Origin of the sequence: Rhodococcus sp. MALMAid1271 (assembly GCF_049195265.1) — a bacterium.
In the GTDB taxonomy this organism is placed as follows: Bacteria; Actinomycetota; Actinomycetes; order Mycobacteriales; family Mycobacteriaceae; genus Rhodococcoides.
In genome coordinates this window covers 43319-66237 of the sequence record NZ_JBMIRQ010000106.1, presented here as the reverse complement: position 1 = coordinate 66237, position 22919 = coordinate 43319, and the positions used below count along the sequence as shown (strand labels likewise).

Here is a 22919-nt window from a genome sequence, read left to right as displayed (position 1 = left end):
CTCAACATCGACGCCAGCGTGCACTCGACCGCGCGTACGTCAACCACCCCGAACGCTATCGGTCGCGACCGACAGCCCCCGACCTCCCCGGACCCACCGGGATCAACACCAATCTGTCTCAGACAGGTTGACAACTTCCGTGAACCCCGGCGCGCGGTCGGCAGAAGGGGTGTGAGGTCCCGTGAATCCTCGCGCGATACCGTCGAACATGCCCGAAATGTCCGATAACCGTTGAGCGGCACCATGATCGAGACAACATTCGCGAATCGGATCGCTTAGTCTGCGATCGTGAATCACTTCGCTGCCCGCCTGGTGCCGATGCGTCCGCGCGATCCTCACGAACCGCATCGCGCGGCGAGCCCGCTCGAATTGTTCTTCGACCTGGTGTTCGTCGTAGCGGTGAGTTCCGCCGCGATTCAGCTCCATCACGCCCTCGCCGAGAATCACGTGGCCGACGGTCTGCTGAGTTACGCGCTCGTCTTCTTCGCGATCTGGTGGGCGTGGATGAACTTCACGTGGTTCGCCACCTCTTTCGACACCGACGACTGGCTGTATCGCGTGCTGACCGTGGTGCAGATGGCCGGAGTGCTGGTTCTCGCCGCCGGAGTAGAGCCGGCATTCACCGATCAAGACTTCACCATCGCGGTGATCGGCTACATCGTGATGCGCATCGCGATGGTCACGCAATGGCTACGAGCGGCGCGCAACCCCGAACTTCGCACGACGGCATTGACGTACGCAGCGGGGATCGCAGGCGTACAGGTGTTGTGGATCCTGTGGGTGCTGCTGCTCGACGGCACCGCCGCCGTCGTGATGTTCGTCGTTCTGGCGGCGATCGAGATTTCCGTTCCCCTGTTGGCCGAACGGAAGGCGAGCACCCCGTGGCATCCGCACCACATCACCGAACGCTACGGGCTGTTCACGCTGATCCTGCTCGGCGAAAGTTTGCTGGCCTCCGCCAACGCCATCATCGAAGCGCTCAACGACGACACGGCTCTGGCACCGCTGATCTCGATCTCGGCCCTCACACTCGTCGTTACCGCGAGCCTGTGGTGGATCTACTTCTGGCCCCCGCATCATCGCGCAATTGGTGACTTCGGGAATTCGCTGTTCTACGGCTACACCCACTACTTCATCTTCGCGGCCGCCGGCGCATTCTCGGCCGGCATCGAGGTCGAGATCGACGTGCTCACCGAACACAGTGAGCTCGGCGACGTCGCCGCGTCGTTCACCGTGACCGTCCCGATCGCCGTGTTCGTACTCGGAGTGTGGTTGGTCGCCATCCGGGCCAACGCCGACCGCCTCGTGAACTTCGCAGTTCCGATCGGGGCGGTTCTGGTGTTGTTCGATCCCGTCATCCCCGTCCCGATCACCCTGACCGCCGTCGTCATGATCGCCGTCGTCGCGGTCCTCGTCGCACGCGGGCCGATTCCCAGCTCGCCACCCGGTCGATCCGCAGGCCCCACTCCCGAGGCCGGCACATGAGAAACTGACCACATGAGTATCGGAACCTTGATCCTGCTCCGTCACGGCGAGAGCGAATGGAATGCCTCCAACCAGTTCACCGGTTGGGTGGACGTGCGATTGACCGAGAAAGGCGAGGCCGAGGGCGCACGAGCAGGCAAGCTTCTCGTCGAGGCCGGAATCGCGCCGGACCTGCTGTACACCTCACTGCTTCGTCGCGCCATCAGCACCGCCAACCTCGCGCTCGACGCCGCCGATCGGCACTGGATTCCCGTCGTGCGCGATTGGCGTCTGAACGAACGGCACTACGGTGCGCTGCAGGGACTGAACAAAGCCGAGACCAAGGACAAGTTCGGCGACGAACAGTTCATGCTGTGGCGTCGTAGCTACGACACCCCGCCGCCGCCCATCGAGACCGGTAGCGAGTACAGCCAGGACGCCGATCCGCGATACGCCGATCTGGACAGCGTGCCGTTGACCGAATGCCTCGCGGACGTCGTCGAGCGGCTGATCCCGTACTTCGAGGAGACGATCGCCGCGGATCTGAAGGCAGGCAAGAACGTGCTCGTCGCCGCCCACGGCAACTCGCTGCGCGCTCTCGTGAAGTACCTCGACAACATCTCCGACGCCGATATCGCCGAACTCAACATCCCCACCGGCATCCCACTGCAGTACGACCTCGAAGAGGTCGACGGAAAACTCTCGCCCACCAACCCGGGCGGAACGTATCTCGATCCGGAAGCCGCCGCCGCGGGCGCAGCTGCCGTCGCGAACCAGGGCGGAAAGTAGCTTCGACCCGCTCGAAGCGAGGATTTGTCGGAACTGCAGGTGAACGATCGAAGAACACTGCCGACGGGGACTATGACGACCAGGGGAATGCCTGCACCCTGCGTATGTGAGCTGTCCATCGAACGTACGATTCCGGTGTGAGTGTCGCATCGGCCGTACTACTGGCAATCGCAGCGGCCTTCGTGGGATACCTCGTCGGCGGTGTTCTCATTCCCTACCTCAACACTCGACACGCGGAGCGTCGTCGAGTCACCTCCGGTCTGACGATGTCGCAGGTACTGGACCTGATCGTGCTCGCATCGGAGAGCGGCATCGCCGTCGTCGACCAATTTCACGACGTGGTGCTGTTCAATCCCCGCGCCGAGGAGCTGGGCCTGGTGCGTAACCGCCTGATCGACGACCGGGCCTGGGACGCCGTCCTGAGGGTCCTCGCCGACGGCAACCCCGTCGAAGCCGATCTCAGCTCGAAGAACCCCCGAACCGGCCGCGACAAGATCTCCGTCCGATGCGTCGCACGTCTGCTCAGCAAGGAAGACAAGCGCTTCGTGGTCTTGTTCGCAGACGACGACTCCGAGCAGGTCCGCATGGAAGCAACGCGTCGGGACTTCGTGGCCAATGTCAGCCACGAGCTCAAGACACCCGTCGGTGCCATGAGCTTGCTGGCCGAGGCGCTGCTCGAATCCGCCGACGACCCGGAATCGGTCCGGCACTTCGGCGGCAAGGTCGTCGCCGAGTCCAAGCGGCTGGGCAACATGGTGACCGAACTGATTGCACTGTCGCGGTTGCAAGGGGCCGAGAAGCTCCCCGACCTCGAGGTGGTCGACGTCGACACCGTCGTCAACGAGGCAATGGACAGGTCCAAGCTCGCCGCCGAGAACGCCGGAATTTCCGTCACCACCGACCATCCCAGTGGGCTCGAGGTCCTCGGCGACCAAGCCCTGTTGGTCACCGCACTGGCCAACTTGATCCAGAACGCGATCGCCTACTCCTCCAACGGCTCACCCGTCTCGGTCAGTCGGGCACTGCGAGCATCGAACGTCGCATTCGCCGTCACCGACCGCGGTATCGGCATCGCCAAGGCCGACCAGGAACGGGTCTTCGAGAGATTCTTCCGCGTCGACAAAGCTCGCTCGCGGGCCACCGGCGGCACAGGTCTCGGCCTGGCCATCGCCAAACACGTCGCAGCCAACCACAACGGCAGCATCTCGCTGTGGAGCAAGCTGGGCACCGGATCCACCTTCACCCTCCAGATCCCTGCGTACTTCGAAGAAGAAGACGACGCTTCGGTTACAGAAAGAGAGAATCAGTGACCAACGTTCTGATCGTGGAAGACGAAGAGTCGTTGGCCGATCCACTGGCCTTCCTGCTCCGCAAGGAAGGTTTCGAGGCCACCGTCGTCGGGGACGGACCGTCGGCGCTCGCGGAATTCGACCGGGCAGGCGCAGACATCGTGCTGCTCGACCTCATGCTCCCCGGCATGAGTGGAACCGACGTGTGCAAGCAGCTGCGTTCGCGTTCAGGCGTTCCGGTGATCATGGTGACGGCGCGCGACAGTGAGATCGACAAGGTCGTCGGCCTCGAACTGGGAGCGGACGACTACGTCACCAAGCCGTACTCGGCCCGCGAACTCATCGCCCGCATCCGCGCGGTGCTGCGCCGCGGCTCCGATGCCGAGATCGACGGGGGAGTCGATACCGGCGTGCTCGAAGCCGGGCCGGTGCGGATGGACGTCGAACGCCACGTGGTGATGGTCGGATCCGAGCAGATCACATTGCCGCTCAAGGAATTCGACCTGCTCGAGTACCTGCTGCGCAACTCCGGGCGGGTACTCACCCGAGGGCAGTTGATCGACCGCGTATGGGGAGCGGACTACGTGGGCGACACCAAAACACTCGACGTGCACGTCAAGCGACTGCGCTCGAAGATCGAGACCGACCCGGCCAAGCCGGAACACCTGGTGACGGTGCGCGGGTTGGGTTACAAGCTCGAGGGGTAGAGCCTGCGGCATGTGAGTGGAAACGGGTAGCCCACTACGAGTTTCCACTCACGTGCGGCGCCAGCCGCTCTACCGGCGCTGCGCCTCACGAGTGGCGGGATGCACAGCGATCAGCCCGAGTCCGCGGCGACGCTTGCACAGGGAGGCCAGTTCCTCGTAGGCCGCTTTGCCGAGCAGTTCGGTCAACTCGGGCTTGTAGGACTCGAACACCTGCTTCGAGCCGACATGCGCGTCGGGGGAGCCGGAGCAGTACCAGTGCAGATCGAGACCACCCTCACCCCAGCCGCGCCGGTCGTATTCGCCGATGGTGGTCTTGAGAATCTCGGAGCCGTCGGGCCGCGTCACCCAGTCCTGGGTGCGCCGGATCGGTAGCTGCCAGCACACATCGGGTTTGACCTCGAGTGGTTCGATGCCCTTGCGCAATGCCATCGAGTGCAGTGCGCACCCGATGCCGCCGGCGAACCCGGGACGATTCTGGAAAATGCACGCACCCTTGTAGCGGCGGGTGCGCAGGGACTGCTCGTCGTCGAGATCGTCGTATTCGACGTACCCCTTCTTGCCGAGGCCCTTGTCCATCAGCTGCCAGTCCTGAGGAGTGAGCAACTTCACCGACTCGTCGAGCTTGCGTTTGTCGTCTTCGTCGGACAGAAACGCGCCGTGGGAGCAGCAGCCGTCGTCGGGCCTGCCTTCGACGGTTCCCTGGCATGCCGGAGTGCCGAACACGCAGGTCCAGTTCGACAACAGCCACGTCAGATCGGCGGCAATGACGTGTTCCGAATTATCTGGGTCCGGGAATTCGACCCATTCTCGGGGGAAATCCATCTCGACCTCTGCAGCGAACGGTGGCTGCTCACGAGCTGCTGTCACAATCGACGACGGTAGACCCAGTACCGTGGGCTTGTGCGATCAGGGGTGCTCGACGTCGGTGGCAACACCGCGCGTCCGCGTGTCGAATCGCTCAACACGAGGGGTTCGAGACAACTCACTGCCTCGGTATCACGGAGGACTGTCGTCGACCGTGCAGAATTGAAGGGCGTCGGCGCCGACAGGTCACCAGAACCTGTGGCCGGGGCACTGGTAGCGGAGGCGAGCATGCGGGCATTGACGGTGAGGTCGGTCGAGATCTGCCCGCGGGTGCCGAGGGAAGGTTTGATTGTGCGGAAGCTGGACACCGAAACCGACGGCGATCTGGTGGTGAGTGCGAGATGAGCGATGCCAACCCGGACGACACCGGGCAGATCTCGGTCGCCGAGCTACTGGCCCGAAACGGACAGAAGACGAACCTGACTGCGGGCGGCCGCCGTCGCCGCGGCGTCAAGGGCGGAATCTCCGTCGCCGAGCTGACCGGTGAGATCCCCGTCGTCCGCGATGAACCGGACAGTCGCAGCGCCCCGGTGGTCGAGACGCCCGCTGCTCCCGCACCCGAACCCGAGACCGACGGCGAAAGTCGCGCCGAGCAGGAGGATGCGCCTGCGTTCGTGTCCTCCCGGAAGCAACCGGCGCAGCCCGCTCGTCCGATTCCGTTTCAACCCGTGGCCAGGCGCGACAAGCCCCAGCCCGAGCCCGAGTTGCTGTCCGGCTCCACCACGGTTGCCGGCGACATGCTCAATCGGTCGCACGACGACACCGAACGCGGCCAGCGTCCGGCTGCAGCCACGACGGCTTTTTCGGAGCGGCAACCGTACGGATCCACCGCGGCCGAGCAGGGCCGCACGCGTCGATCCGCAGAATTCCAGGCACCCCGGCAGGTCGAGGTGGTCGAACCGAACACCGACGTGACCCCGCGATCCGCGCTCATCGATGTGGACGACCTCGCCAAGACAGCGGTGTCTGCGCGTATCCAACGCGCCGAGGATGCCACCTCCGCTGCAACGGACAAGCCGACACCGATACAGAAGCGCGCGGTGCCCACCGTCGCCGAGACCCCCGAGACAGCAGAGACCTTAGCGGCCGAGACGACGGCCGGGACGGACACTGCGTCGGACGGTGAAGCCGAGTCGGACAGTGAAGCCGAGGAGGCGAAGGCCCCGGCCCGAGCCGGCCGCCGCGCGCAGGGCACCAAGGGCAAGGGCGGTGCCGTCCGGCAATGGCTGGTGCTCATCGGGCAGGCGGCGGTGGCGATCGTCGTCGGCGCACTGCTGTTCAAGGGCTTCGAGCAACTGTGGGACGTATTGCCCTGGGTCGCGCTGGTGCTCTCGGTGCTGGTGATCGTCGGCCTCGTGGCAGTGGTGCGAATTCTGCGACGCACCGATGACCTGATATCGATCGTCATCGCGATCGCAGTGGGAGTATTCGTGACGCTCGGTCCGCTCGCCTTCCAGCTCAGTACCGGCTGAGCGGAACGACGATGGCCGCGAACCGGATAAAAATCGGCCTGTCCACGGCCTCGGTGTATCCGCAGAACACCGAGGCGGCATTTCGCTACGCGGCCGAACTCGGATACGACGGCGTCGAACTGATGGTGTGGGCCGAATCGGTCAGCCAGGACGTCGATGCGGTAGCCGCCCTCTCTCGGGAGTACTCGGTACCGGTTCAGGCGATCCACGCGCCGTGCCTGTTGATCTCGCAGCGGGTCTGGGGATCGGATCCGGTCACCAAACTCTCCCGCTCGGTGGAGGTGGCCGAGAAGCTGGAATCGGCGACGGTCGTGGTGCATCCGCCGTTCCGTTGGCAACGCAAGTACAGCGACGGCTTCGCCGACCAGGTCGCCGAACTCGAATCCGGCTCCCATGTGAAAGTGGCCGTCGAGAACATGTTCCCGATGCGTGCCGACCGCTTCTTCGGACGCAAGGAGAAATCTGCACAGCGACTGGAACGGCGCGGCGGTCCCGGCGCGGCGCTGTCGGCGTTCTCGCCGTCCTACGATCCGACGGACGTCGGGCACAGTCACTACACGCTCGACCTCTCGCACACCGCCACGGCGGGCTCCGACGCCATCGAGATGCTCGATCGGATGGGCGAGGGGATCGCGCACCTGCATCTGGCCGACGGGAGGGGAGCCTCGGTCGACGAACATCTCATCCCCGGGCACGGCAGTCAGCCGTGCGTGCAGGTGTGCTCCGAACTGGTGCAACGCGGATTCGAGGGGCAGGCGGTGATCGAGATCAACACCCAGAACGCGCGGACCGTGGCCGAGCGCTCCTCGATGCTCGGCCAAGCGCTGCAGTTCGCGCGTACGCACCTGTCCTGAACGTGCCGGTAAGTTGTTCGCAATGAGTTCCGCCAGCCCGTTCCGGGCCGCTACCACCCTCGTCGCACTCGATGTCGACACCGACACAGCGTCCTTCGCGGGCACGATCGACTCCACCTGGACGATCGGCCCGAAGGTCCACGGCGGTGCGATGCTCGCCGTCTGCGCCGCAGCAGCGCGTCGACACATCGTCGACACCGCACCCGAGCAGTCCGAGATGCAGCCGCTTGCGGTCAGCGTCAGCTACCTGGCTGCGCCCGACCCGGGGGAGGTGGCACTGACGACCGTTGTACGCAAACGTGGACGCCAGGTCTGCAGCGTCGACGTCGAGCTGACCCAGGCCGGACGCGTCGCAGTACGGGCTGTTGTCACCCTCGGCCTCCCCGATCCGCACGAGCCGCTGCACCAGATGCCGTCCTCGTTGGCGTCGATGCCCGTCGAACCTCCCAGCGACACCCAGGCCGTGACAGGTGAGCACCCCATGGCATCGATCGTGCATCTCGCCCAGGGCTGCGAAATGCGGATCGATCCGACGTCGGCGAAGTTCCTCACCGGCGAGCAGGGCGAGGCGGAAATTCGTCTGTGGGTGCGTCCGTTCGCAGGCGATGAAGCCGATGCCGATACAGCCGTCCTGTTCGCGCTCATGACCGGCGACATCTCCGCTCCGGTGACGATGAACCGCGGAATGTTCGGTTGGGCTCCGACGGTGCAGCTGACGACCTACTTGCGAGCACACCCGGCTCCGGGCTGGCTGCGCGTCGCCGCGACCAGCTCGGTCATCGGTAGATCGTGGTTCGAGGAGGACCATCTCGTGCTCGACTCCACCGGTGCGGTGGTGGTACAGAGCAGACAGTTGGCGATGGTGCCGCGCTCGAACTGACGTGGCAGGCTTGTCGTCCATGACGAGAATTGCAGTGATCGGTGGCGGACGGATCGGCGAGGCGTTGATTGCGGGGCTCCTCGAGTCCGGCCACGCCGTGCGTGACTTGGTGGTCTCCGAGAAGTCCGAAGCCCGAGCCAAGGACATCGCGAACGAATTCGGCGTGCTCACCACCACCGTGGCCGACGCAGCCGAGAGCGCCGATGTGATCGTGTTGGCCGTCAAGCCGGCCGATATCGAAGCGGCGCTGAGCGAGATCACCGAGATCGAGCTCGACGGCGAACGCGAACAACTCATCGTCTCGATGGCCGCGGGCGTCCCCACCTCGAAGTTCGAGCCCAAGCTCCCTGCCGGATTCCCCGTCGTCCGGGTCATGCCGAACACTCCGATGCTCGTGGGCGAGGGCGTCAGCGTGCTGGCACCGGGAAAGTACGCCCGTGCCGAGCACCTCGAACTGGTCCGTTCCATTCTCTCGGCCGTCGGCAAGGTCGTCGTCGTCAAAGAACATCAGCTCGACGCCGTCACGGCGGTGTCCGGCTCCGGGCCGGCGTATTTCTTCCTCGTCGCCGAGGCCATGATCGACGCCGGGGTGGGACTGGGATTGACCCGCGAGGTGGCGTCGGCGCTCGTGGCTCAGACCATGGTGGGGTCGGGAGCGATGCTCGATCGGTCGGATCAGAGCGCAAGCGAGCTCCGATACGCGGTGACCTCGCCGGGCGGAACCACCGCCGCAGCGGTGCGCGAATTGGAACGAAATGGCCTCCGAGCTGCGTTTTTCGATGCTCTCGGTGCCGCGAACACCAGATCCATTGAGATGGGCATCACAGTGGATTGAAAAATCTTTTCCCCACTCCCGTCGCAGTAACCCCATCTGTCCCTATAGGCTCGGGGGCAGCACGTGCGTGTCTGTTCGGCAGGAGGGGAAGCCTGCCGCATGAGACGTGCCGGAGGTATGTGGATTGATGGCGTCTATAAACAAGCCGTCCAAGGGTTCGTCCCCGGACGGTCAACCGGCTCTGGCCGGAACGCAGTTCCTCACTGTCGCCGAAGTGGCGACGTTGATGAGGGTTTCGAAAATGACCGTGTACCGGCTGGTGCACGGCGGAGAGCTGCCCGCTGTACGGGTGGGTCGATCTTTTCGTGTGCACGCCAAGGCGGTCCACGACTATCTCGAGACCTCGTACTTCGACGCAGGCTAGTTGTGCACGCAGGGCCGGTTTCGTAAGTTCCGGTTCACACCGGTAGGATTGGCGTTCGTCGTGCCAGCCAGCCGGTGTGTAGCCGTGGGCGAGTACGTGGCCCCAGCGCCAGCTCGGTGACCACAGCCTCAGGGCTCGGTCGTCAGGTAGGCGTACGCAAACGGCGTGCGCGCAAACGCTAGAGAAGAACGTGAGGACACCCGCATGGGTTCAGTGATCAAGAAGCGTCGCAAGCGCATGTCGAAGAAGAAGCACCGCAAGCTGCTTCGTCGTACCCGCGTGCAGCGTAGGAAACTCGGCAAGTAGATCTGCCGACATCTGATTCACGAACAAGCCCGTCACCATCGGTGGCGGGCTTGTTTCGTTCGTGGACGGCTCGCTTCTCACCTCGCGCTCGCCCGCCGATCCAGTACGCTCTGTGGGGAGCCGATGTTGGGGGTGCACAGTGAGTCCGAGCGATCGTAGTGTTGCTGCGCCCCGAGTGGTCCTGGTGACCGGGGCAAGCCGATTCCTCGGCGGTTACCTCGTCACGCGGCTCGCTCAGAACCCACAGATCGAACGCGTGATCGCCGTGGATGCGAAGTCACCGAGCAAAGACCTGCTCCGGCGCATGGGCCGTGCCGAGTTCGTACGCGCGGACATTCGAAACCCTTTGATCGGCAAAGTGATTCGCAATGCCGGCGTGGACACCGTCGTGCATGCGGCCACCGTTGCCAAGCCCCCCAGATCCGGCGGCCGCGCCACGATGAAAGACCTCAACGTCATCGGTGCGATGCAGCTGTTCGCGGTGTGCCAGAAGTCGCCGACTGTCGAGAAGGTAGTGCTCCGTTCCTCGTCCTCGGTGTACGGCTGCAGCGCCAAGGACCCGGCGAAGTTCACCGAGGAGATGAGTGCTCGACGCCCACCGAGCGGCGCGTATGCACGGGACACCATCGACATCGAGGGCTACATCCGCGGACTCGGCAGGCGGCGGCCGGACATCGCGGTGTCGATTCTCCGAATGGCACCGCTGATCGGACCCCGGCTCAACGGCACCATCTCCCGATACATGACCTCGCCGCTGATCCCCAGCATCATCGGCCGTGATGCGCGTATGCAACTACTGCACGAGGAAGACGCTCTCGCTGCACTCGAACGCGCCACCGTGGGAGGTCCGTCGGGAACCTTCAACGTCGGAGCCGACGGCACGATCATGCTCTCGCAGGCAATACGCCGGGCAGGCCGAGTCCAGGTACCCGTGCCGTTCCCGCTGTTCAAGAGCGTCGGGCGCGCGTTGATGGGCGGCATGATGCGCGAGTTCACCACCGAACAACTCGAGTACTTCCACTTCGGCTGCGGCCTCGACACCACTCGGATGCGCTCGGTGCTCGGCTTCGAACCGCGGTGGACCACCGTGCAGGCGTTCGACGACTTCGTCCGCGGGGCCGCGCTGCGTCCGGTCATCAGAACCGAATGGGTCGACAGCATCGAGAACCGACTGCTCTCGGGCGTCGACGCAGGTACGTCCGCGGCGCGAGCGCTGGCGGCATTGGGGAGCTCGGACACCGTCAGCAGTGCCGAACCGGTGCGGGGCTCGGGAGGGGAGAGGTGAGCGAAGTGGCGAAAGTCATTCCATTGCACGGCGGTCGCTCGGTCCGCGCCGCTGCGGGCTCACGCGAACGGCATCCCTCCTCGTATGTCGAGCCTCGGGAACCGGTCCCGTTGCTCGATCCCGCTCCTCCAGCAGACGCGGCTGCCGCGGCTGCGCCGATCCCGCCGCCGATCCTGTCGATGATCGACGACACGAAATCCGCGGTCGTCGACCAGATATCCTCGGTCGCCGAATTCGTTCGCAGGCGACTGGCGGGCGATTACAGCGTCGACGAATTCGGCTACGACCCGCACTTCGCCGACGCAGTCTGGCTGCCGCTCCTACGGCCACTGTTCGACAAGTGGTTCCGCGTCGAAGTCAGAGGCATCGAGAACATTCCCTCCGACGGAGGTGCCCTCGTCGTCGCCAACCATGCCGGAGTGGTGCCCGTCGATGCGCTGATGACCTCGGTTGCCGTCCGCGATCACCATCCGGCCCACCGTCCGCTGAGAATGCTGGCCGCCGATATGGCATTCGAGATGCCCGGCGTCGGCTCCATCGCCCGCAAAGCCGGTCATACGCTCGCCTGCAATCCCGACGCCGAACGGCTACTGCGTACCGGCGAACTCGCCGCGGTGTTCCCCGAGGGATTCAAGGGCATCGGCAAGCCGTTCAGCGAGCGCTACAAGCTGCAGCGATTCGGCCGCGGCGGGTTCGTCTCGGCGGCCCTGCGCACCGGCGCTCCGATCATCCCGTGTTCCATCGTCGGCTCGGAAGAGATCTACCCGAAGATCGGCGACATCACGCCCTTGGCGCGACTGATGGGCGTGCCCTACTTTCCGGTCACGCCGCTGTTCCCGCACCTCGGCCCGCTCGGCCTGATCCCGTTGCCCTCCAAGTGGTACATCGAGTTCGGAAAACCGATCCACACCGACTCGTACGACGCCACCGCATTCGAAGATCCGATGGTGCTGTTCGAGTTGACCGACCACGTGCGCGAGACCATCCAACACACGCTGTACCGGCTGCTGGCGAAGAGACGCAACGTCTTTCTGGGATAGATCCTCGGGCTATCGTGTGGCCGTGCATATTCGTGACACGAGGACCGAGGACCTACCCGAGATTCTCGACATCCATAACGATGCGGTGGCCAACACCACCGCCATCTGGGATGAAGAACAGGTCGACCTCGCCGATCGCACGGCCTGGTTCCTCGATCGCACAGCCGCGGGATACCCCGTCCTGACCGCCGAGGTCGGCGGACGCGTCGCCGGCTACGCGTCGTACGGGCAGTGGCGGGCCAAGAGCGGATTCCGACATTCGGTGGAGCACTCGGTGTACATCCATCCGGATTTCCATCGCCGGGGCTTGGCCAGCGCGTTGCTGAGCGAGTTGATCGAGCGAGCCGCGGTGGGAAACGTGCACGTCATGGTGGGTTTCATCGAATCCGAGAACACCACCTCGATCGCCCTGCACGAGAAATTCGGGTTCGTCACCGTCGGGCAGATGCCGCAGGTGGGCGTCAAGTTCGGTCGGTGGCTCGACCTGACGCTGATGCAGCGGACACTCTGATCGAGTCCGCCGAAACGCACTACCCCTTGCGGCGACCGATGACCGCGGCGAGTCCGCCGCCCACCGCGCCCAACGCCAGCGCGGTGGGAACACCGATCTTGGCGGCCTTGCGTCCGGTGCGGTAATCGCGAATCTCCCAGCCCCGGTTCTTGGCCAGCTCGCGTAGATCGGTGTCGGGGTTGATGGCCACGGCTGTGCCGACGAGCGAGAGCATCGGAACATCGTTGTGACTGTCCGAATAGGCCGTGCACCGCTTGAGATTGAGCCCCTCGCGCACTGCCAGCGAGCGCACCGCGTGCGCCTTGCCGATGCCGTGCAGGATGTCTCCCACGAGGCGGCCGGTGAACACCCCGTCCTTGCTCTCGGCGACGGTACCGAGCGCACCGGTGAGCCCCAAACGCTTGGCGATGATCTGAGCCAGTTCGAGGGGTGTGGCCGTGACGAGCCAGACCTGCTGGCCCGCATCGAGGTGCATCTGGGCGAGGGCGCGAGTTCCGGCCCAGATCTTGTCGGCGATGACCTCGTCGTAGATCTCCTCCCCGAGCGTGGTCAGCTCCGAGGTGGGGCGGCCTTTGATGAACGAGAGCGCCTTCTCCCGGCCGCTGGCCACATCCTCGCTGCTCTCCTTGCCGCTGACCCTGAACTTCACTTGCTGCCAAGCGAATTGAGCTAGGTCACCGCTGGTGAAGTATTTGCGAGCGGCCAACCCGCGGGCGAAGTGAATGATCGACGCACCCTGGACCATGGTGTTGTCCACGTCGAAGAACGCCGCGGCCGTCAGATCCCGCGGAACCGCGCCCTCGCCCTCGATCTGCAGCGCGAGGGCGGCGTCGGCACTGGCCTGACCCGCCACGTTCGCGCGAACTTCTGCATCGGACGGACCGAACGGATTGCGAATCCTGCGAATGCGCCGCTTGAACTGTTTGTCCTCGTGCGGATCCTCGGTGTCGACCAGATCGATATCGGGCGTGTCCTCGATCGGCAGGTCGTTTCCCCCGTCACTCACTTCCATCCACCTCCCACTCGAGTACTGGGTGCAGCCTAGCCGTGGGTCGAACCGGAGCGGCAGGCGACAGTGCTCGTGGGCATCGTGCTTCGCCCTCGAACCGACGCCTTGTGTGAGGTTCGTCTCCATTGCGTTCGTGCCACAGTGGATGCATGCAGACGACTTCCCATGGCGTGGTTCTTCTCACCCGCGCAGGTTGCCATTCGTGCGCCCACGCACACGAGGTGTTGAGCGAGGTATGCCGCGAGTTCGACGTGGCAGTGACGGTGGTCGATGTCGACGAGGCGGCAGCCGAATCGCCTGACCTGCGTGCGGAGTACGGGGACCGAGTACCCGTGGTACTCCTCGACGGCATCGAACACAGTTACTGGGAGGTGGACGTGCCTCGATTGCGAGCCGATCTCGCACAGGCAGGGCACCCTAAGAACGCGTGATCGGTCTCCGTGTGCAGGTGAGGGCCGGTATGCGCAACTTTGTTCATTCGTTCACAAGCAGTTACCGTGGTGTGAACAGCATTCGTGAAATCGACACGAACGCAGGATCAGCGTGAAGACCGGCATCGACGCCGTTCGGACGAGGAGCCCCAGACGTGACCGAAGAGCGCCCGTCGCCCAGCGGCGTAGAGCGGGTCATCCCTCAGGCTACGGTCACCCGTCTGGCGACGTATCTGCGGGTCCTGTCGATCCTCGCGGACGAGGGCGTTCTCATCGTCTCCAGTGAAGAACTGGCCACTGCCGCGGGCGTCGGATCGGCCAAACTACGTAAAGATCTCTCGTTCCTCGGCCCCAACGGTGTTCGCGGTGTCGGGTACGACGTCGCCCGCCTGCGCGCCAAGATCGACAGCGCCCTCGGCCTCGACCGCGGACATCGCGTCGTACTGGCCGGAGTGGGCAATCTCGGTCAGGCCCTCGCCGGATACGGCGGCTTCGCACGACGCGGTTTCGCCATGGTCGGCCTCTTCGATCGAGACCCGGCGCGAGTGGGAACCGAGACCGAAGGGCTGACCGTCCGGCACATCGACGAGCTGGAGAAGGCCTGCCGCGAACTCGAAGCGACCATCGGCGTCATCGCCACCCCGGACGACGCCGTCCAGAGCGTCGCCGAGAAGCTCGTCGCCGGGGGTGTCGAGAGCATCCTGAGCTTTTCCCCGATGGTGCTCGACGTCCCCGAACGCGTCGAGGTACGGCGAGTGGACCTGGCGGTGGAGATGCAGGTGCTCTCCTTCAACAGCTCGCGCAACCTCGCCGAACACGTCGGTGTACCCGCGCCGACCATCGTCACCGCGCCCCGGCCGCAACCGGTCACACCGCCTGCGCTCACCTCCACGGCCCGGCTCGGTCGCAGCCACGGCCCGCGTATCGCAGGCAACCCAAGCCCAGTCAACAGTTCGACAAGAAACGGATCGGTGATTGCACCGTGAGTGTCCTTCTCGTCGGGATATCGCACCGTAGCGCTCCCGTCGCAGTTCTCGAGCGTGTCGCCATCACCGATACCGATCGCCCGAAACTGACCGACAAACTGATGGCCAGCGGAAGCATTTCCGAGGTCATGGTGGTCTCGACGTGCAATCGCGTCGAGATCTACGCCGTCGTCGAGGCCTTCCACAGCGCCTTGACCGCAGTCGGCGAGGTTCTCGGTGAACACTCCGGGCTCGAGATCGCGGACCTGACCAAGCACGCATACGTCCGCTACAGCGAGGCCGCCGTCGAGCACCTGTTCGCGGTGGCCAGCGGACTGGACTCGATGGTCATCGGCGAGCAGCAGATCCTCGGCCAGATCCGGTCGGCGTACGCCGCCTCGGACAGCAGGCAGGCATCGGGCCGCGTGATGCACGAACTGGCGCAACAGGCCCTGCGGGTGGGCAAGCGCGTGCACAGCGAAACCGGAATCGACGCAGCCGGAGCCTCGGTGGTCTCGGTGGCCCTCGACCGCGCAGAAGGACTGTTCGACGGTTCCCTTGCCGGCCGAAAAGCAGTGGTACTGGGAGCCGGAGCGATGGGCGGTCTCGCCGTCGCGCACCTCGGCCGCGCCGGAATCGGCGAGCTCACCGTCGTCAACCGCACCCGCGATCGAGCCGACCACCTCGCCGAAAACGCCGTCTCCAACGGCATCCCGGCCACCTCGGTCGCGCTCGCGAAGCTGCCCGACGCGGTGGCCGAGGCCGACATTCTCATCACCTGCACCGGCGCGGTGGGAGCGGTGGTCTCCATCGCCGACGCGCATCTCGCGCTGGCTCGCCGCGGCTCCGACCGGCCACTGGTGATCTGCGATCTCGGACTGCCCCGCGATGTGGACCCCGCAGTGGCACAGCTGCCCGGCATCACCGTCTTCGACATGGAGTCCCTCCAACGCGACCCCGCAGCCGGTGCTGCCGCGAACGACGCGTCGGCCGCCCGCGAGATCGTCTCCAGCGAACTGTCGGGTTACCTTGCCGGGCAACGACTCGCAGAGGTCACCCCGACCGTGACCGCCCTTCGCCAGCGCGCCGCCGAGGTGGTCGAAGGTGAATTGCTGCGGCTCGAGTCGAGGCTGCCCGGGCTGGATTCTCCGCAGCGTGACGAAGTGGCACGCACAGTGCGGCGCGTGGTGGACAAGTTGCTGCATTCGCCTACCGTGCGGGTCAAGCAACTCGCCAGCACACCGGGCGGGGATTCCTACGCCGCTGCGCTGCGTGAGTTGTTCGAGCTGAGCCCCGGATCGGTCGATGCCGTGGCGACTCCGATGGAGATCGGATCCCTGGAACTGGTCGACGATTTCACCGCCAGCCGCGCCGACATGCGCGGTGTCACCGGTGAGGAGCACTCGGAATGAGCGACATCGTCAAGATCGGTACTCGCGGAAGTCTTCTCGCGACCACGCAGGCCGACACGGTCCGTGTTGCGCTGGCCGCGGCCGGCGTCGAGGCGGAACTGGTGATCGTCAGGACCGCAGGCGATCTGTCGGCAGCGCCCGTGCAGACGATCGGTGTCGGAGTCTTCACCGCAGCATTGCGCGAGGCTCTGGCCGACGGCACCGTCGATATCGCCGTGCACTCCTACAAGGACCTACCGACGGCGGCCGACGAGCGGTTCACCATCGCCGCCATCCCGGCCCGTGAGGATCCCCGGGACGCTCTGGTCGCCCGTGACGGACTGGTACTCGGTGAACTCCCCGCAGACGCGAGGGTCGGCACGTCGGCTCCCCGGCGAATCGCTCAACTACGCGCTCTCGGACAGGGATTGGACGTCCAGCCGCTACGCGGCAACCTCGACACGCGGATCGGCAAAGTGGCCTCGGGCGAGCTCGACGCAGTCGTCGTCGCCCGGGCCGGGCTCGCTCGCATCGGTCGACTCGACGTGGTCACCGAAGCGCTCGATCCGGTGCAGCTGCTGCCTGCTCCCGCCCAGGGAGCGCTGGCCGTCGAATGCCGCTCTGCGGACACCGATCTCGTCACCGCCATCGCGACGCTCGACGACGCCCACGCACGGGCCTCGGTGACAGCCGAACGCGGTCTGCTCGCCGAACTCGAAGCCGGATGCACCGCCCCGGTAGGCGCGATCGCCGAGGTGGTCGAATCCATCGACGAGGACGGTCGCATCTTCGACGAGCTGTCGTTGCGCGGCTGCGTGGCGGCCATCGACGGCAGCGACACCATCCGCGCATCGATTGTCGGATCACCCGACCGCGCCGAGGAGCTGGGCCGCGAACTGGCTCGCGAACTGCTCGATCTCGGTGCACGCGAACTCGTTTCAGTCACCGAACCAGCACAGGCCGGTTCTCACGTACAGGGTGGATCTCATGTCTAGGGCCATAACGGCACCCGTCCGCGGACGTGCCAAACGCACAGCGACCCGTCCGGTCGTGCGAAGAGAGTCGATCGCCACCGCTCGACTGATTCCGAAACGGGGCACGGCAACCCCGATAGAACTGCAGTACCCACACAAGACAGCACTGGAGAACAACCGATGAGCCCAGTCCGCAAGAACACCAACGGACGGATCCTGTTCGTGGGATCCGGGCCGGGTGACCCAGCGCTGCTCACGGTCCGGGCACGGGAAGTGCTCGGAGCAGCCGAGCTCGCATTCACCGATCCTGACGTCGACAAGGGCGTCACGGCTCTCGTCGGTGCCGACGTCCCGCGTGACGCCGAGACCGGAGAGAACGGCGTCGAGGTTCGACCCGCGCTCGGTGAGCCCGCCGAGGTCGCCAAGACGCTTCTGACCGAGGCCAAGAACGGACACGACGTGGTTCGCCTGGTCTCCGGCGACCCGCTGACGACCGATTCGGTGATCGCCGAGGTCAATGCCGTCGCACGGACTCACGTTCCGTTCGAGGTGCTCCCTGGCCTGCCTTCCGGGTCCGCGGTGCCGAGTTACGCCGGAATGGCGCTCGGCTCAGGACACACCGAGGCCGACGTCCGCGGCGAGGTCGACTGGGCAGCACTCGCTGCTGCTCCCGGCCCGCTGGTGCTGCACGCGACATCGGGGCATCTGGCCGAAACCGCCAGCGCCCTCGTCGAACACGGCCTGGCACCGCAGACGCCTGCTGCCATCACCGTCCGGGGCACCACCCGCCAGCAGCGCACCGTCGAGGCCACTCTGGCCACGCTCAACGATGCCGGATCCGAGCTCGTCGGATCTCTCGTCGTCACCGTCGGCAAGGTCGTGTCGGGTCGAAACAAGATGTCCTGGTGGGAGTCTCGCGCACTGTATGGCTGGACCGTGCTGGTGCCGCGTACGAAGGACCAGGCAGGTGAGATGAGCGATCGTCTCGTCACCCACGGCGCCATTCCCATCGAGGTGCCCACCATCGCCGTCGAGCCCCCGCGGAGCCCGGCTCAGATGGAGCGCTCGGTCAAGGGTCTGGTCGACGGTCGCTACCAGTGGGTCGTCTTCACCTCCACCAACGCAGTGCGCGCCGTGTGGGAGAAGTTCGAGGAATTCGGCCTGGACGCCCGCGCGTTCTCCGGCGTCAAGATCGCTTGTGTCGGCGAGGCAACTGCGGCCAAGGTGCGCTCGTTCGGTATCAATCCCGAGCTCGTGCCGTCGGGGGAGCAGAGCTCGCTCGGACTGCTCGAGGACTTCCCGCCGTACGACGAGGTGTTCGACCCGGTCAACCGAGTCCTGTTGCCGCGTGCCGACATCGCCACCGAAACACTCGCAGAAGGTCTACGCGAGCGTGGCTGGGAGATCGACGACGTCACCGCGTACCGGACCGTCCGGGCGGCACCGCCCGCCGCCGAGACCCGCGAGATGATCAAGACCGGCGGATTCGACGCGGTGTGCTTCACGTCGAGTTCCACAGTCCGGAACCTGGTCGGTATCGCAGGTAAGCCGCACGCACGCACGCTCGTTGCGTGCATCGGCCCCAAGACCGCCGAAACGGCCGCCGAGTTCGGTCTGCGCGTGGACGTGCAGCCCGAATCGGCTCAGGTCGGACCGTTGGTCGAGGCACTCGCCGAGCATGCGGCCCGTCTGCGCGCCGAAGGTGCATTGCCTCCGCCGCGAAAGAAGTCACGTAGGCGCTGACGCGCATCGTGCGCCTTGTGCGCCCTCCCGAGTACGCAACAAGGCGCACGAGCCGAACGAAGTGAGGCAGGTTCAGCAGTGTTCCCCACCGACCGCCCTCGACGTCTGCGCCGCACCCCGGCCATTCGTCGGCTTGTGGCCGAAACGTCTTTGGAACCAAGGCATCTGGTGCTTCCGATGTTCGTCGCCGACGGCATCACCGAGCCTCGGGCGATCACCTCGATGCCCGGAGTGTTCCAACACACGCTCGATTCGCTGAGCGAGGCGGCCGAGGAGGCCGTCACTGCGGGCGTCGGTGGCCTCATGCTGTTCGGGGTACCCAAGCCTGAGGACAAAGACGAAAATGGCTCGGGCGCAACCGATCCCGATGGGATTCTCAATCGCGGACTGGCTCGGTTGAAGGCGGACCTCGGGGACTCCACGGTCATCATGGCCGATACCTGCCTGGACGAGTTCACCTCCCACGGACATTGCGGTGTGCTGGGTGCGAACGGATCGATCGACAACGATGCCACCCTGCTGCGCTACGTGGACATGGCCGTAGCGCAGGCAGAGGCGGGCGCACATCTGCTCGGACCGAGCGGAATGATGGACGGGCAGATCGGTGCGATCCGGGCCGGACTCGACGCGGCCGGGCATGTGGAGGTCGGACAACTCGCGTACTCGGCGAAATACGCCTCGGCGTTCTACGGCCCGTTCCGTGAAGCCGTGGGGTCCTCGCTGCAGGGCGACCGCCGCACGTACCAACAGGACGCAGCGAATCGCCGCGAGGCCACCCGCGAGGTGGAGCTCGATCTCGCCGAGGGCGCCGACATGGTGATGGTCAAGCCTGCGATGTCTTATCTCGACATCGTGCGTGATGTCGTCGAGATGTCACCGGTTCCAGTTGCGGCGTATCAGATTTCCGGGGAATATGCCATGATCACCGCCGCCGCGCAGAACGGGTGGATCGATCGCGACGCCGCGATCCTGGAATCACTCGTCGGCATCCGGCGCGCAGGTGCAGACGTAGTACTGACCTACTGGGCTACCGAAGTGGCGGGCCGACTGTGAACGATCTTCCACCGGGCAACAACAATCCCGACAGCAACGTGCCGGGCAATCCGCCGCCACAACCTGATTGGCAGCGCTGGGAGCTCGAACACGGCTTTCCGCAGTCGGGTCCGGAACTCGAGCCGACGCCGCGCCCGGCACCGGTCGACATCGAGACCTCTCGCCACCTGTGGTGGGGAGTCGCGCTGATCGGTGCGATCTCCGCGCTGTACTCACTGTGGACGCTGTTCGGCGTGCGCGAGCAATTTGCGCAGTCGCTGCTCGACGACCTCGCGGCGCAGAACGCGGCAGCGGACATGACCGTCGAGTCCACGCAGTCGATGGTGACAGTGATGCTGGTGATCACGGTCTTCGTCGTGTTCGGCTTCGGTGCGTTGTTCCTGTTCTGGGTCGAGCGCATGCGCACAGGCAAGATGTGGGCCCGCATGCTGCTCACCGTCATCGGCTCGTTCACCGTGTTCACCACGCTCGTGGACCTGTTCGCCATAGCGTCGAGCACCGGTGCGATGAACATCGTGATGAGTGTCCTCGGCATCGGCCAGGGGGTGCTCGCGGCCGGGGCGATCTACCTGATGCATCGTCGGGAATCCAACGAGTACTTCCTCGCGTCGAAAAAAAGGTAATTTCGGGCGTGTTCCGAGTCGAGAAACCAGCCGAGTGACTAGCATCACACCGGACATCGTTTCGAGTGATCGGATTCGGCATGGCAGAGAACACCCCTGCAGCGGCACACGTTGCGCAGCCGAGCATCGAACCGGTAGAAGATCGCGAGACCTGTCCCGCCGAGGCCGGTCGACCAGGTCTGGCGCTACTGGGACTACTACTCGCAGTCGCTGCCGCGATCGCCATCATGGCCCTGGGCATTTCTGCAGGCTGAACCCCAGACGACGGTGCTCGATCTCGGTCGGCGCGGCCGCTGACTCGACCACGGTGGCAGGATGTCTGGCGTGAGCGCAGAAATGGACGCCCCGATGGCCCGGCCCCGTGTGGTGTCCGTCGCCTACTGGTTGTGGCTGGCTTCGGCAGTGTTGCTGATCGTGGTCTGCATGATCGCGTTGACGCTCCCGAGCGAGCAGATTCGTGGATCGTTCGAGACGGCGGAACAGGGAGACTCGTTCCTGACCGTCTTTCGCGGTTTCGGAGTGATCTCCGGGGTGGTAGGGCTGGCCGTCGGGCTGATGTCGGGCCCCGTACGCAGCGGTGACCGCAGGTTTCGGCGCGCTCTGGTGGCCCTGTCCGCAACCGTGTCACTGCTGCTGATCTTCGCGTCGTTGGTCTTCCCCGTCGCACCCACGGTGATCACCGTCGGTTTGATCGTCGCAGCCGTCCTCGTCTATCGGCCTTCGGCGCGGGAGTGGTTCCACCGTGAGCAGTGAGACCCCCACCCGAGAACCCGTTCTGTTCCACGAGCCCGGTGGTCGGTGGCGCATGCTGGCCTGGGGTCCGGCGTTCTGTCTCGTGGTGTTGGTGGTGGAGTTGGTAACCGGCCCGGTGATCCACTGGTTCGGCCTGGTGGTGTTCGCGCTGATCCTGGTCGGCTTCACCTACGTTCAGCTGCGCGCCGCGCGGATGCACGTCAGCGTCGAACTCACGCCCCGGCAGCTGCGTCAAGGTACCGAGACCGTCGACCTGGTCGACATCGCCGAAATTTTCCCGCCTGCCGAGTACGCCGACAACGAGTACGAACCCAAGAAGTGGGAGACCGCGCGCGTGCTCGGTGAACTCGCGGGCGTACCGCGCAAGCGCCATGGCATCGGGCTGCGTCTGGTGGGCGGCGGATTGGTTCAAGCGTGGGCCAAGGACGACGACGGGTTGCGTTCGGCCCTCGAAGCGGCCACGCGGGAGAGCCTGTGAGGAAGGTTCTCGGCTGGGCAGAGGTTCTGCTGGCCCTGCTCGCCGTGATCGGGGCCGTTGCCTGCTGGAATTCGGGTGTGCGCACCACCGAGTTTCCGGCTGTTCCCGATGTGTCCCCGGCGTACTCGGGGACGTTCTACTCAGGGTCCTGGATCGCGCTCGCCGCGCTTGCCGTGATCGTGGGAGCACTGTTGCTCATCGACGGCGTCCGCCGAGTCCTGATGGATCCATCTTCCCCTACCGGGTAGGGGTATCATCGACGGCATGAGCAGCTACAGCGCCGAGCAGGACGATTTGTTGAAGCGATTGCGACGCATCGAAGGGCAAGTGGCCGGGATTTCCCGGATGGTTGCCGACGATCGCTACTGCATCGACGTCCTCACCCAGGTCTCTGCCGCAACCAAAGCGCTGCAGTCGGTGTCGTTGAAGCTGCTCGATGCGCACCTGGCCGGCTGCGTCGTCGACGCCGCGAGGCAGGGCGGCCCGGAGGCGGACGCGAAAGTGAAAGAGGCCTCCGAGGCCATCGCGCGCCTCGTACGTTCCTGACCACACGAAAGGCAATCCCATGCAGACGACATATTCTGTCGAGGGCATGACGTGCGCACATTGTGCCGCGTCGGTGAAGGAAGAAGTGTCCGAGATCGCCGGTGTGACCGGCGTGGACGTCGATGTGGACACCGGATCGGTCGTGGTGAGCAGCGACGCAACGCTGGCCACCTCGTTGGTGGACGCCGCCGTCTCCGAGGCGGGATATCGACTCGCGTCGTGAGCTGGCGCACCGCTTCCCGAGTGTGATAGAGATCATGACGTAACGGTCATAACGGGCCGTCAGCGGATCG

General features: G+C 65.2%; 28 protein-coding genes and 1 pseudogene. 27 read left to right on the top strand and 2 right to left on the bottom strand.

The genetic code is table 11. From position 1 onward, the window contains the following. Positions 1 to 318: 318 nt before the first annotated feature. From ACOQFP_RS17335 to ACOQFP_RS17320, 4 genes are all read left to right on the top strand, one after another. Entirely contained in the window at positions 319 to 1485 is a 1167-nt protein-coding gene (locus ACOQFP_RS17335; protein WP_421585014.1) for a low temperature requirement protein A, read from the top strand. Between the two features lie 12 nt (positions 1486 to 1497). Further along, positions 1498 to 2253 carry a phosphoglyceromutase gene (locus tag ACOQFP_RS17330; RefSeq protein WP_206488994.1) on the top strand — a complete coding sequence of 252 codons (756 nt, stop codon included), beginning with the start codon at positions 1498 to 1500 and terminating at the stop codon, positions 2251 to 2253. Between the two features lie 137 nt (positions 2254 to 2390). Beyond that, positions 2391 to 3563, top strand: a complete 1173-nt coding sequence (locus ACOQFP_RS17325) for a sensor histidine kinase (RefSeq protein ID WP_206488995.1) — start codon at positions 2391 to 2393, stop codon at positions 3561 to 3563. Next, entirely contained in the window at positions 3560 to 4249 is a 690-nt protein-coding gene (locus ACOQFP_RS17320; RefSeq protein ID WP_206488996.1) for a response regulator transcription factor, read from the top strand. Before ACOQFP_RS17325 ends, ACOQFP_RS17320 begins: the two co-directional genes overlap by 4 nt. A gap of 69 nt (positions 4250 to 4318) precedes the next feature. Here the strand turns inward: ACOQFP_RS17320 and ACOQFP_RS17315 are convergent, their stop codons facing one another. Further along, positions 4319 to 5071, bottom strand: a complete 753-nt coding sequence (locus ACOQFP_RS17315) for a hypothetical protein (RefSeq protein WP_421585013.1) — start codon at positions 5069 to 5071, stop codon at positions 4319 to 4321. Between the two features lie 114 nt (positions 5072 to 5185). On the opposite strand from ACOQFP_RS17315, the pseudogene ACOQFP_RS17310 reads away from it, so the two are divergent. From ACOQFP_RS17310 to ACOQFP_RS17265, 10 genes and pseudogenes are all read left to right on the top strand, one after another. Next, a pseudogene (locus ACOQFP_RS17310) lies at positions 5186 to 5458 on the top strand (hypothetical protein); the annotation flags it as partial. Continuing rightward, positions 5455 to 6585: a hypothetical protein gene (locus tag ACOQFP_RS17305; RefSeq protein WP_421585008.1), complete on the top strand. Its 1131-nt coding sequence runs from the start codon at positions 5455 to 5457 to the stop codon at positions 6583 to 6585. The pseudogene ACOQFP_RS17310 and the gene ACOQFP_RS17305, both read left to right, overlap by 4 nt. 11 nt (positions 6586 to 6596) lie before the next feature. Then, positions 6597 to 7439 carry a sugar phosphate isomerase/epimerase family protein gene (locus tag ACOQFP_RS17300; protein WP_421585007.1) on the top strand — a complete coding sequence of 281 codons (843 nt, stop codon included), beginning with the start codon at positions 6597 to 6599 and terminating at the stop codon, positions 7437 to 7439. A 22-nt stretch (positions 7440 to 7461) separates the two neighbouring features. Next, positions 7462 to 8319, top strand: a complete 858-nt coding sequence (locus ACOQFP_RS17295) for a thioesterase family protein (RefSeq protein WP_421585006.1) — start codon at positions 7462 to 7464, stop codon at positions 8317 to 8319. 19 nt (positions 8320 to 8338) lie between these two features. Then, entirely contained in the window at positions 8339 to 9154 is an 816-nt protein-coding gene (proC, locus tag ACOQFP_RS17290; protein WP_206489001.1) for a pyrroline-5-carboxylate reductase, read from the top strand. A gap of 127 nt (positions 9155 to 9281) precedes the next feature. Beyond that, complete coding sequence (locus tag ACOQFP_RS17285; protein ID WP_008713658.1) at positions 9282 to 9518, top strand: helix-turn-helix domain-containing protein; 237 nt, start codon at positions 9282 to 9284, stop codon at positions 9516 to 9518. A 204-nt stretch (positions 9519 to 9722) separates the two neighbouring features. After that, on the top strand, positions 9723 to 9824 hold the full coding sequence (locus ACOQFP_RS17280; protein WP_003402602.1) for a 30S ribosomal protein bS22: 102 nt from the start codon (positions 9723 to 9725) through the stop codon (positions 9822 to 9824). 175 nt (positions 9825 to 9999) lie between these two features. After that, positions 10000 to 11109, top strand: coding sequence for an NAD-dependent epimerase/dehydratase family protein (locus tag ACOQFP_RS17275; RefSeq protein WP_421585012.1), 1110 nt, complete (start codon positions 10000 to 10002; stop codon positions 11107 to 11109). Then, positions 11106 to 12149 (top strand): lysophospholipid acyltransferase family protein, encoded by a 1044-nt coding sequence (locus ACOQFP_RS17270; protein WP_421585005.1) that lies wholly within the window; start codon positions 11106 to 11108, stop codon positions 12147 to 12149. The genes ACOQFP_RS17275 and ACOQFP_RS17270 overlap by 4 nt, the downstream gene beginning before the upstream one ends. A 22-nt stretch (positions 12150 to 12171) precedes the next feature. Next, complete coding sequence (locus tag ACOQFP_RS17265; protein WP_421585004.1) at positions 12172 to 12660, top strand: GNAT family N-acetyltransferase; 489 nt, start codon at positions 12172 to 12174, stop codon at positions 12658 to 12660. A gap of 19 nt (positions 12661 to 12679) precedes the next feature. Here ACOQFP_RS17265 and ACOQFP_RS17260 read toward each other — a convergent pair whose 3' ends face one another. Beyond that, positions 12680 to 13615 (bottom strand): HAD family hydrolase, encoded by a 936-nt coding sequence (locus tag ACOQFP_RS17260; RefSeq protein WP_421585011.1) that lies wholly within the window; start codon positions 13613 to 13615, stop codon positions 12680 to 12682. Between the two features lie 203 nt (positions 13616 to 13818). Between ACOQFP_RS17260 and ACOQFP_RS17255 the strand changes: the two genes are divergently transcribed. From ACOQFP_RS17255 to ACOQFP_RS17195, 13 genes are all read left to right on the top strand, one after another. Beyond that, positions 13819 to 14100 carry a glutaredoxin family protein gene (locus ACOQFP_RS17255; RefSeq protein WP_421585003.1) on the top strand — a complete coding sequence of 94 codons (282 nt, stop codon included), beginning with the start codon at positions 13819 to 13821 and terminating at the stop codon, positions 14098 to 14100. Positions 14101 to 14255: 155 nt separating this feature from the next. Beyond that, entirely contained in the window at positions 14256 to 15086 is an 831-nt protein-coding gene (locus ACOQFP_RS17250; RefSeq protein WP_421585002.1) for a redox-sensing transcriptional repressor Rex, read from the top strand. Beyond that, the gene (locus ACOQFP_RS17245) at positions 15083 to 16477 is read left to right on the top strand and encodes a glutamyl-tRNA reductase (protein ID WP_421585001.1); all 1395 of its coding nucleotides are present in this window, start codon (positions 15083 to 15085) and stop codon (positions 16475 to 16477) included. The genes ACOQFP_RS17250 and ACOQFP_RS17245 overlap by 4 nt, the downstream gene beginning before the upstream one ends. Before the next feature lie 5 nt (positions 16478 to 16482). Continuing rightward, positions 16483 to 17451, top strand: coding sequence for a hydroxymethylbilane synthase (hemC, locus tag ACOQFP_RS17240; RefSeq protein ID WP_206489104.1), 969 nt, complete (start codon positions 16483 to 16485; stop codon positions 17449 to 17451). A 159-nt stretch (positions 17452 to 17610) separates the two neighbouring features. After that, positions 17611 to 19173, top strand: coding sequence for a uroporphyrinogen-III synthase (locus ACOQFP_RS17235; protein WP_206489008.1), 1563 nt, complete (start codon positions 17611 to 17613; stop codon positions 19171 to 19173). 78 nt (positions 19174 to 19251) lie between these two features. Further along, a complete protein-coding gene (gene hemB, locus ACOQFP_RS17230; RefSeq protein WP_421585000.1) occupies positions 19252 to 20226 on the top strand; it encodes a porphobilinogen synthase in 975 nt (324 codons plus the stop codon). Then, entirely contained in the window at positions 20223 to 20849 is a 627-nt protein-coding gene (locus ACOQFP_RS17225) for a hypothetical protein (protein ID WP_421584999.1), read from the top strand. Before hemB ends, ACOQFP_RS17225 begins: the two co-directional genes overlap by 4 nt. 80 nt (positions 20850 to 20929) lie before the next feature. Further along, positions 20930 to 21103 carry a hypothetical protein gene (locus tag ACOQFP_RS17220; RefSeq protein ID WP_421584998.1) on the top strand — a complete coding sequence of 58 codons (174 nt, stop codon included), beginning with the start codon at positions 20930 to 20932 and terminating at the stop codon, positions 21101 to 21103. 70 nt (positions 21104 to 21173) lie between these two features. Then, positions 21174 to 21602 (top strand): hypothetical protein, encoded by a 429-nt coding sequence (locus ACOQFP_RS17215; protein ID WP_421584997.1) that lies wholly within the window; start codon positions 21174 to 21176, stop codon positions 21600 to 21602. Positions 21603 to 21654: 52 nt separating this feature from the next. Then, complete coding sequence (locus tag ACOQFP_RS17210) at positions 21655 to 22080, top strand: hypothetical protein (RefSeq protein WP_421585010.1); 426 nt, start codon at positions 21655 to 21657, stop codon at positions 22078 to 22080. Next, positions 22077 to 22328 carry a hypothetical protein gene (locus ACOQFP_RS17205; RefSeq protein WP_206489013.1) on the top strand — a complete coding sequence of 84 codons (252 nt, stop codon included), beginning with the start codon at positions 22077 to 22079 and terminating at the stop codon, positions 22326 to 22328. Before ACOQFP_RS17210 ends, ACOQFP_RS17205 begins: the two co-directional genes overlap by 4 nt. A gap of 16 nt (positions 22329 to 22344) precedes the next feature. After that, positions 22345 to 22626, top strand: a complete 282-nt coding sequence (locus ACOQFP_RS17200) for a metal-sensitive transcriptional regulator (RefSeq protein ID WP_421584996.1) — start codon at positions 22345 to 22347, stop codon at positions 22624 to 22626. A gap of 19 nt (positions 22627 to 22645) precedes the next feature. Beyond that, positions 22646 to 22849, top strand: a complete 204-nt coding sequence (locus ACOQFP_RS17195) for a heavy-metal-associated domain-containing protein (RefSeq protein WP_206489015.1) — start codon at positions 22646 to 22648, stop codon at positions 22847 to 22849. Positions 22850 to 22919 lie beyond the last annotated feature (70 nt).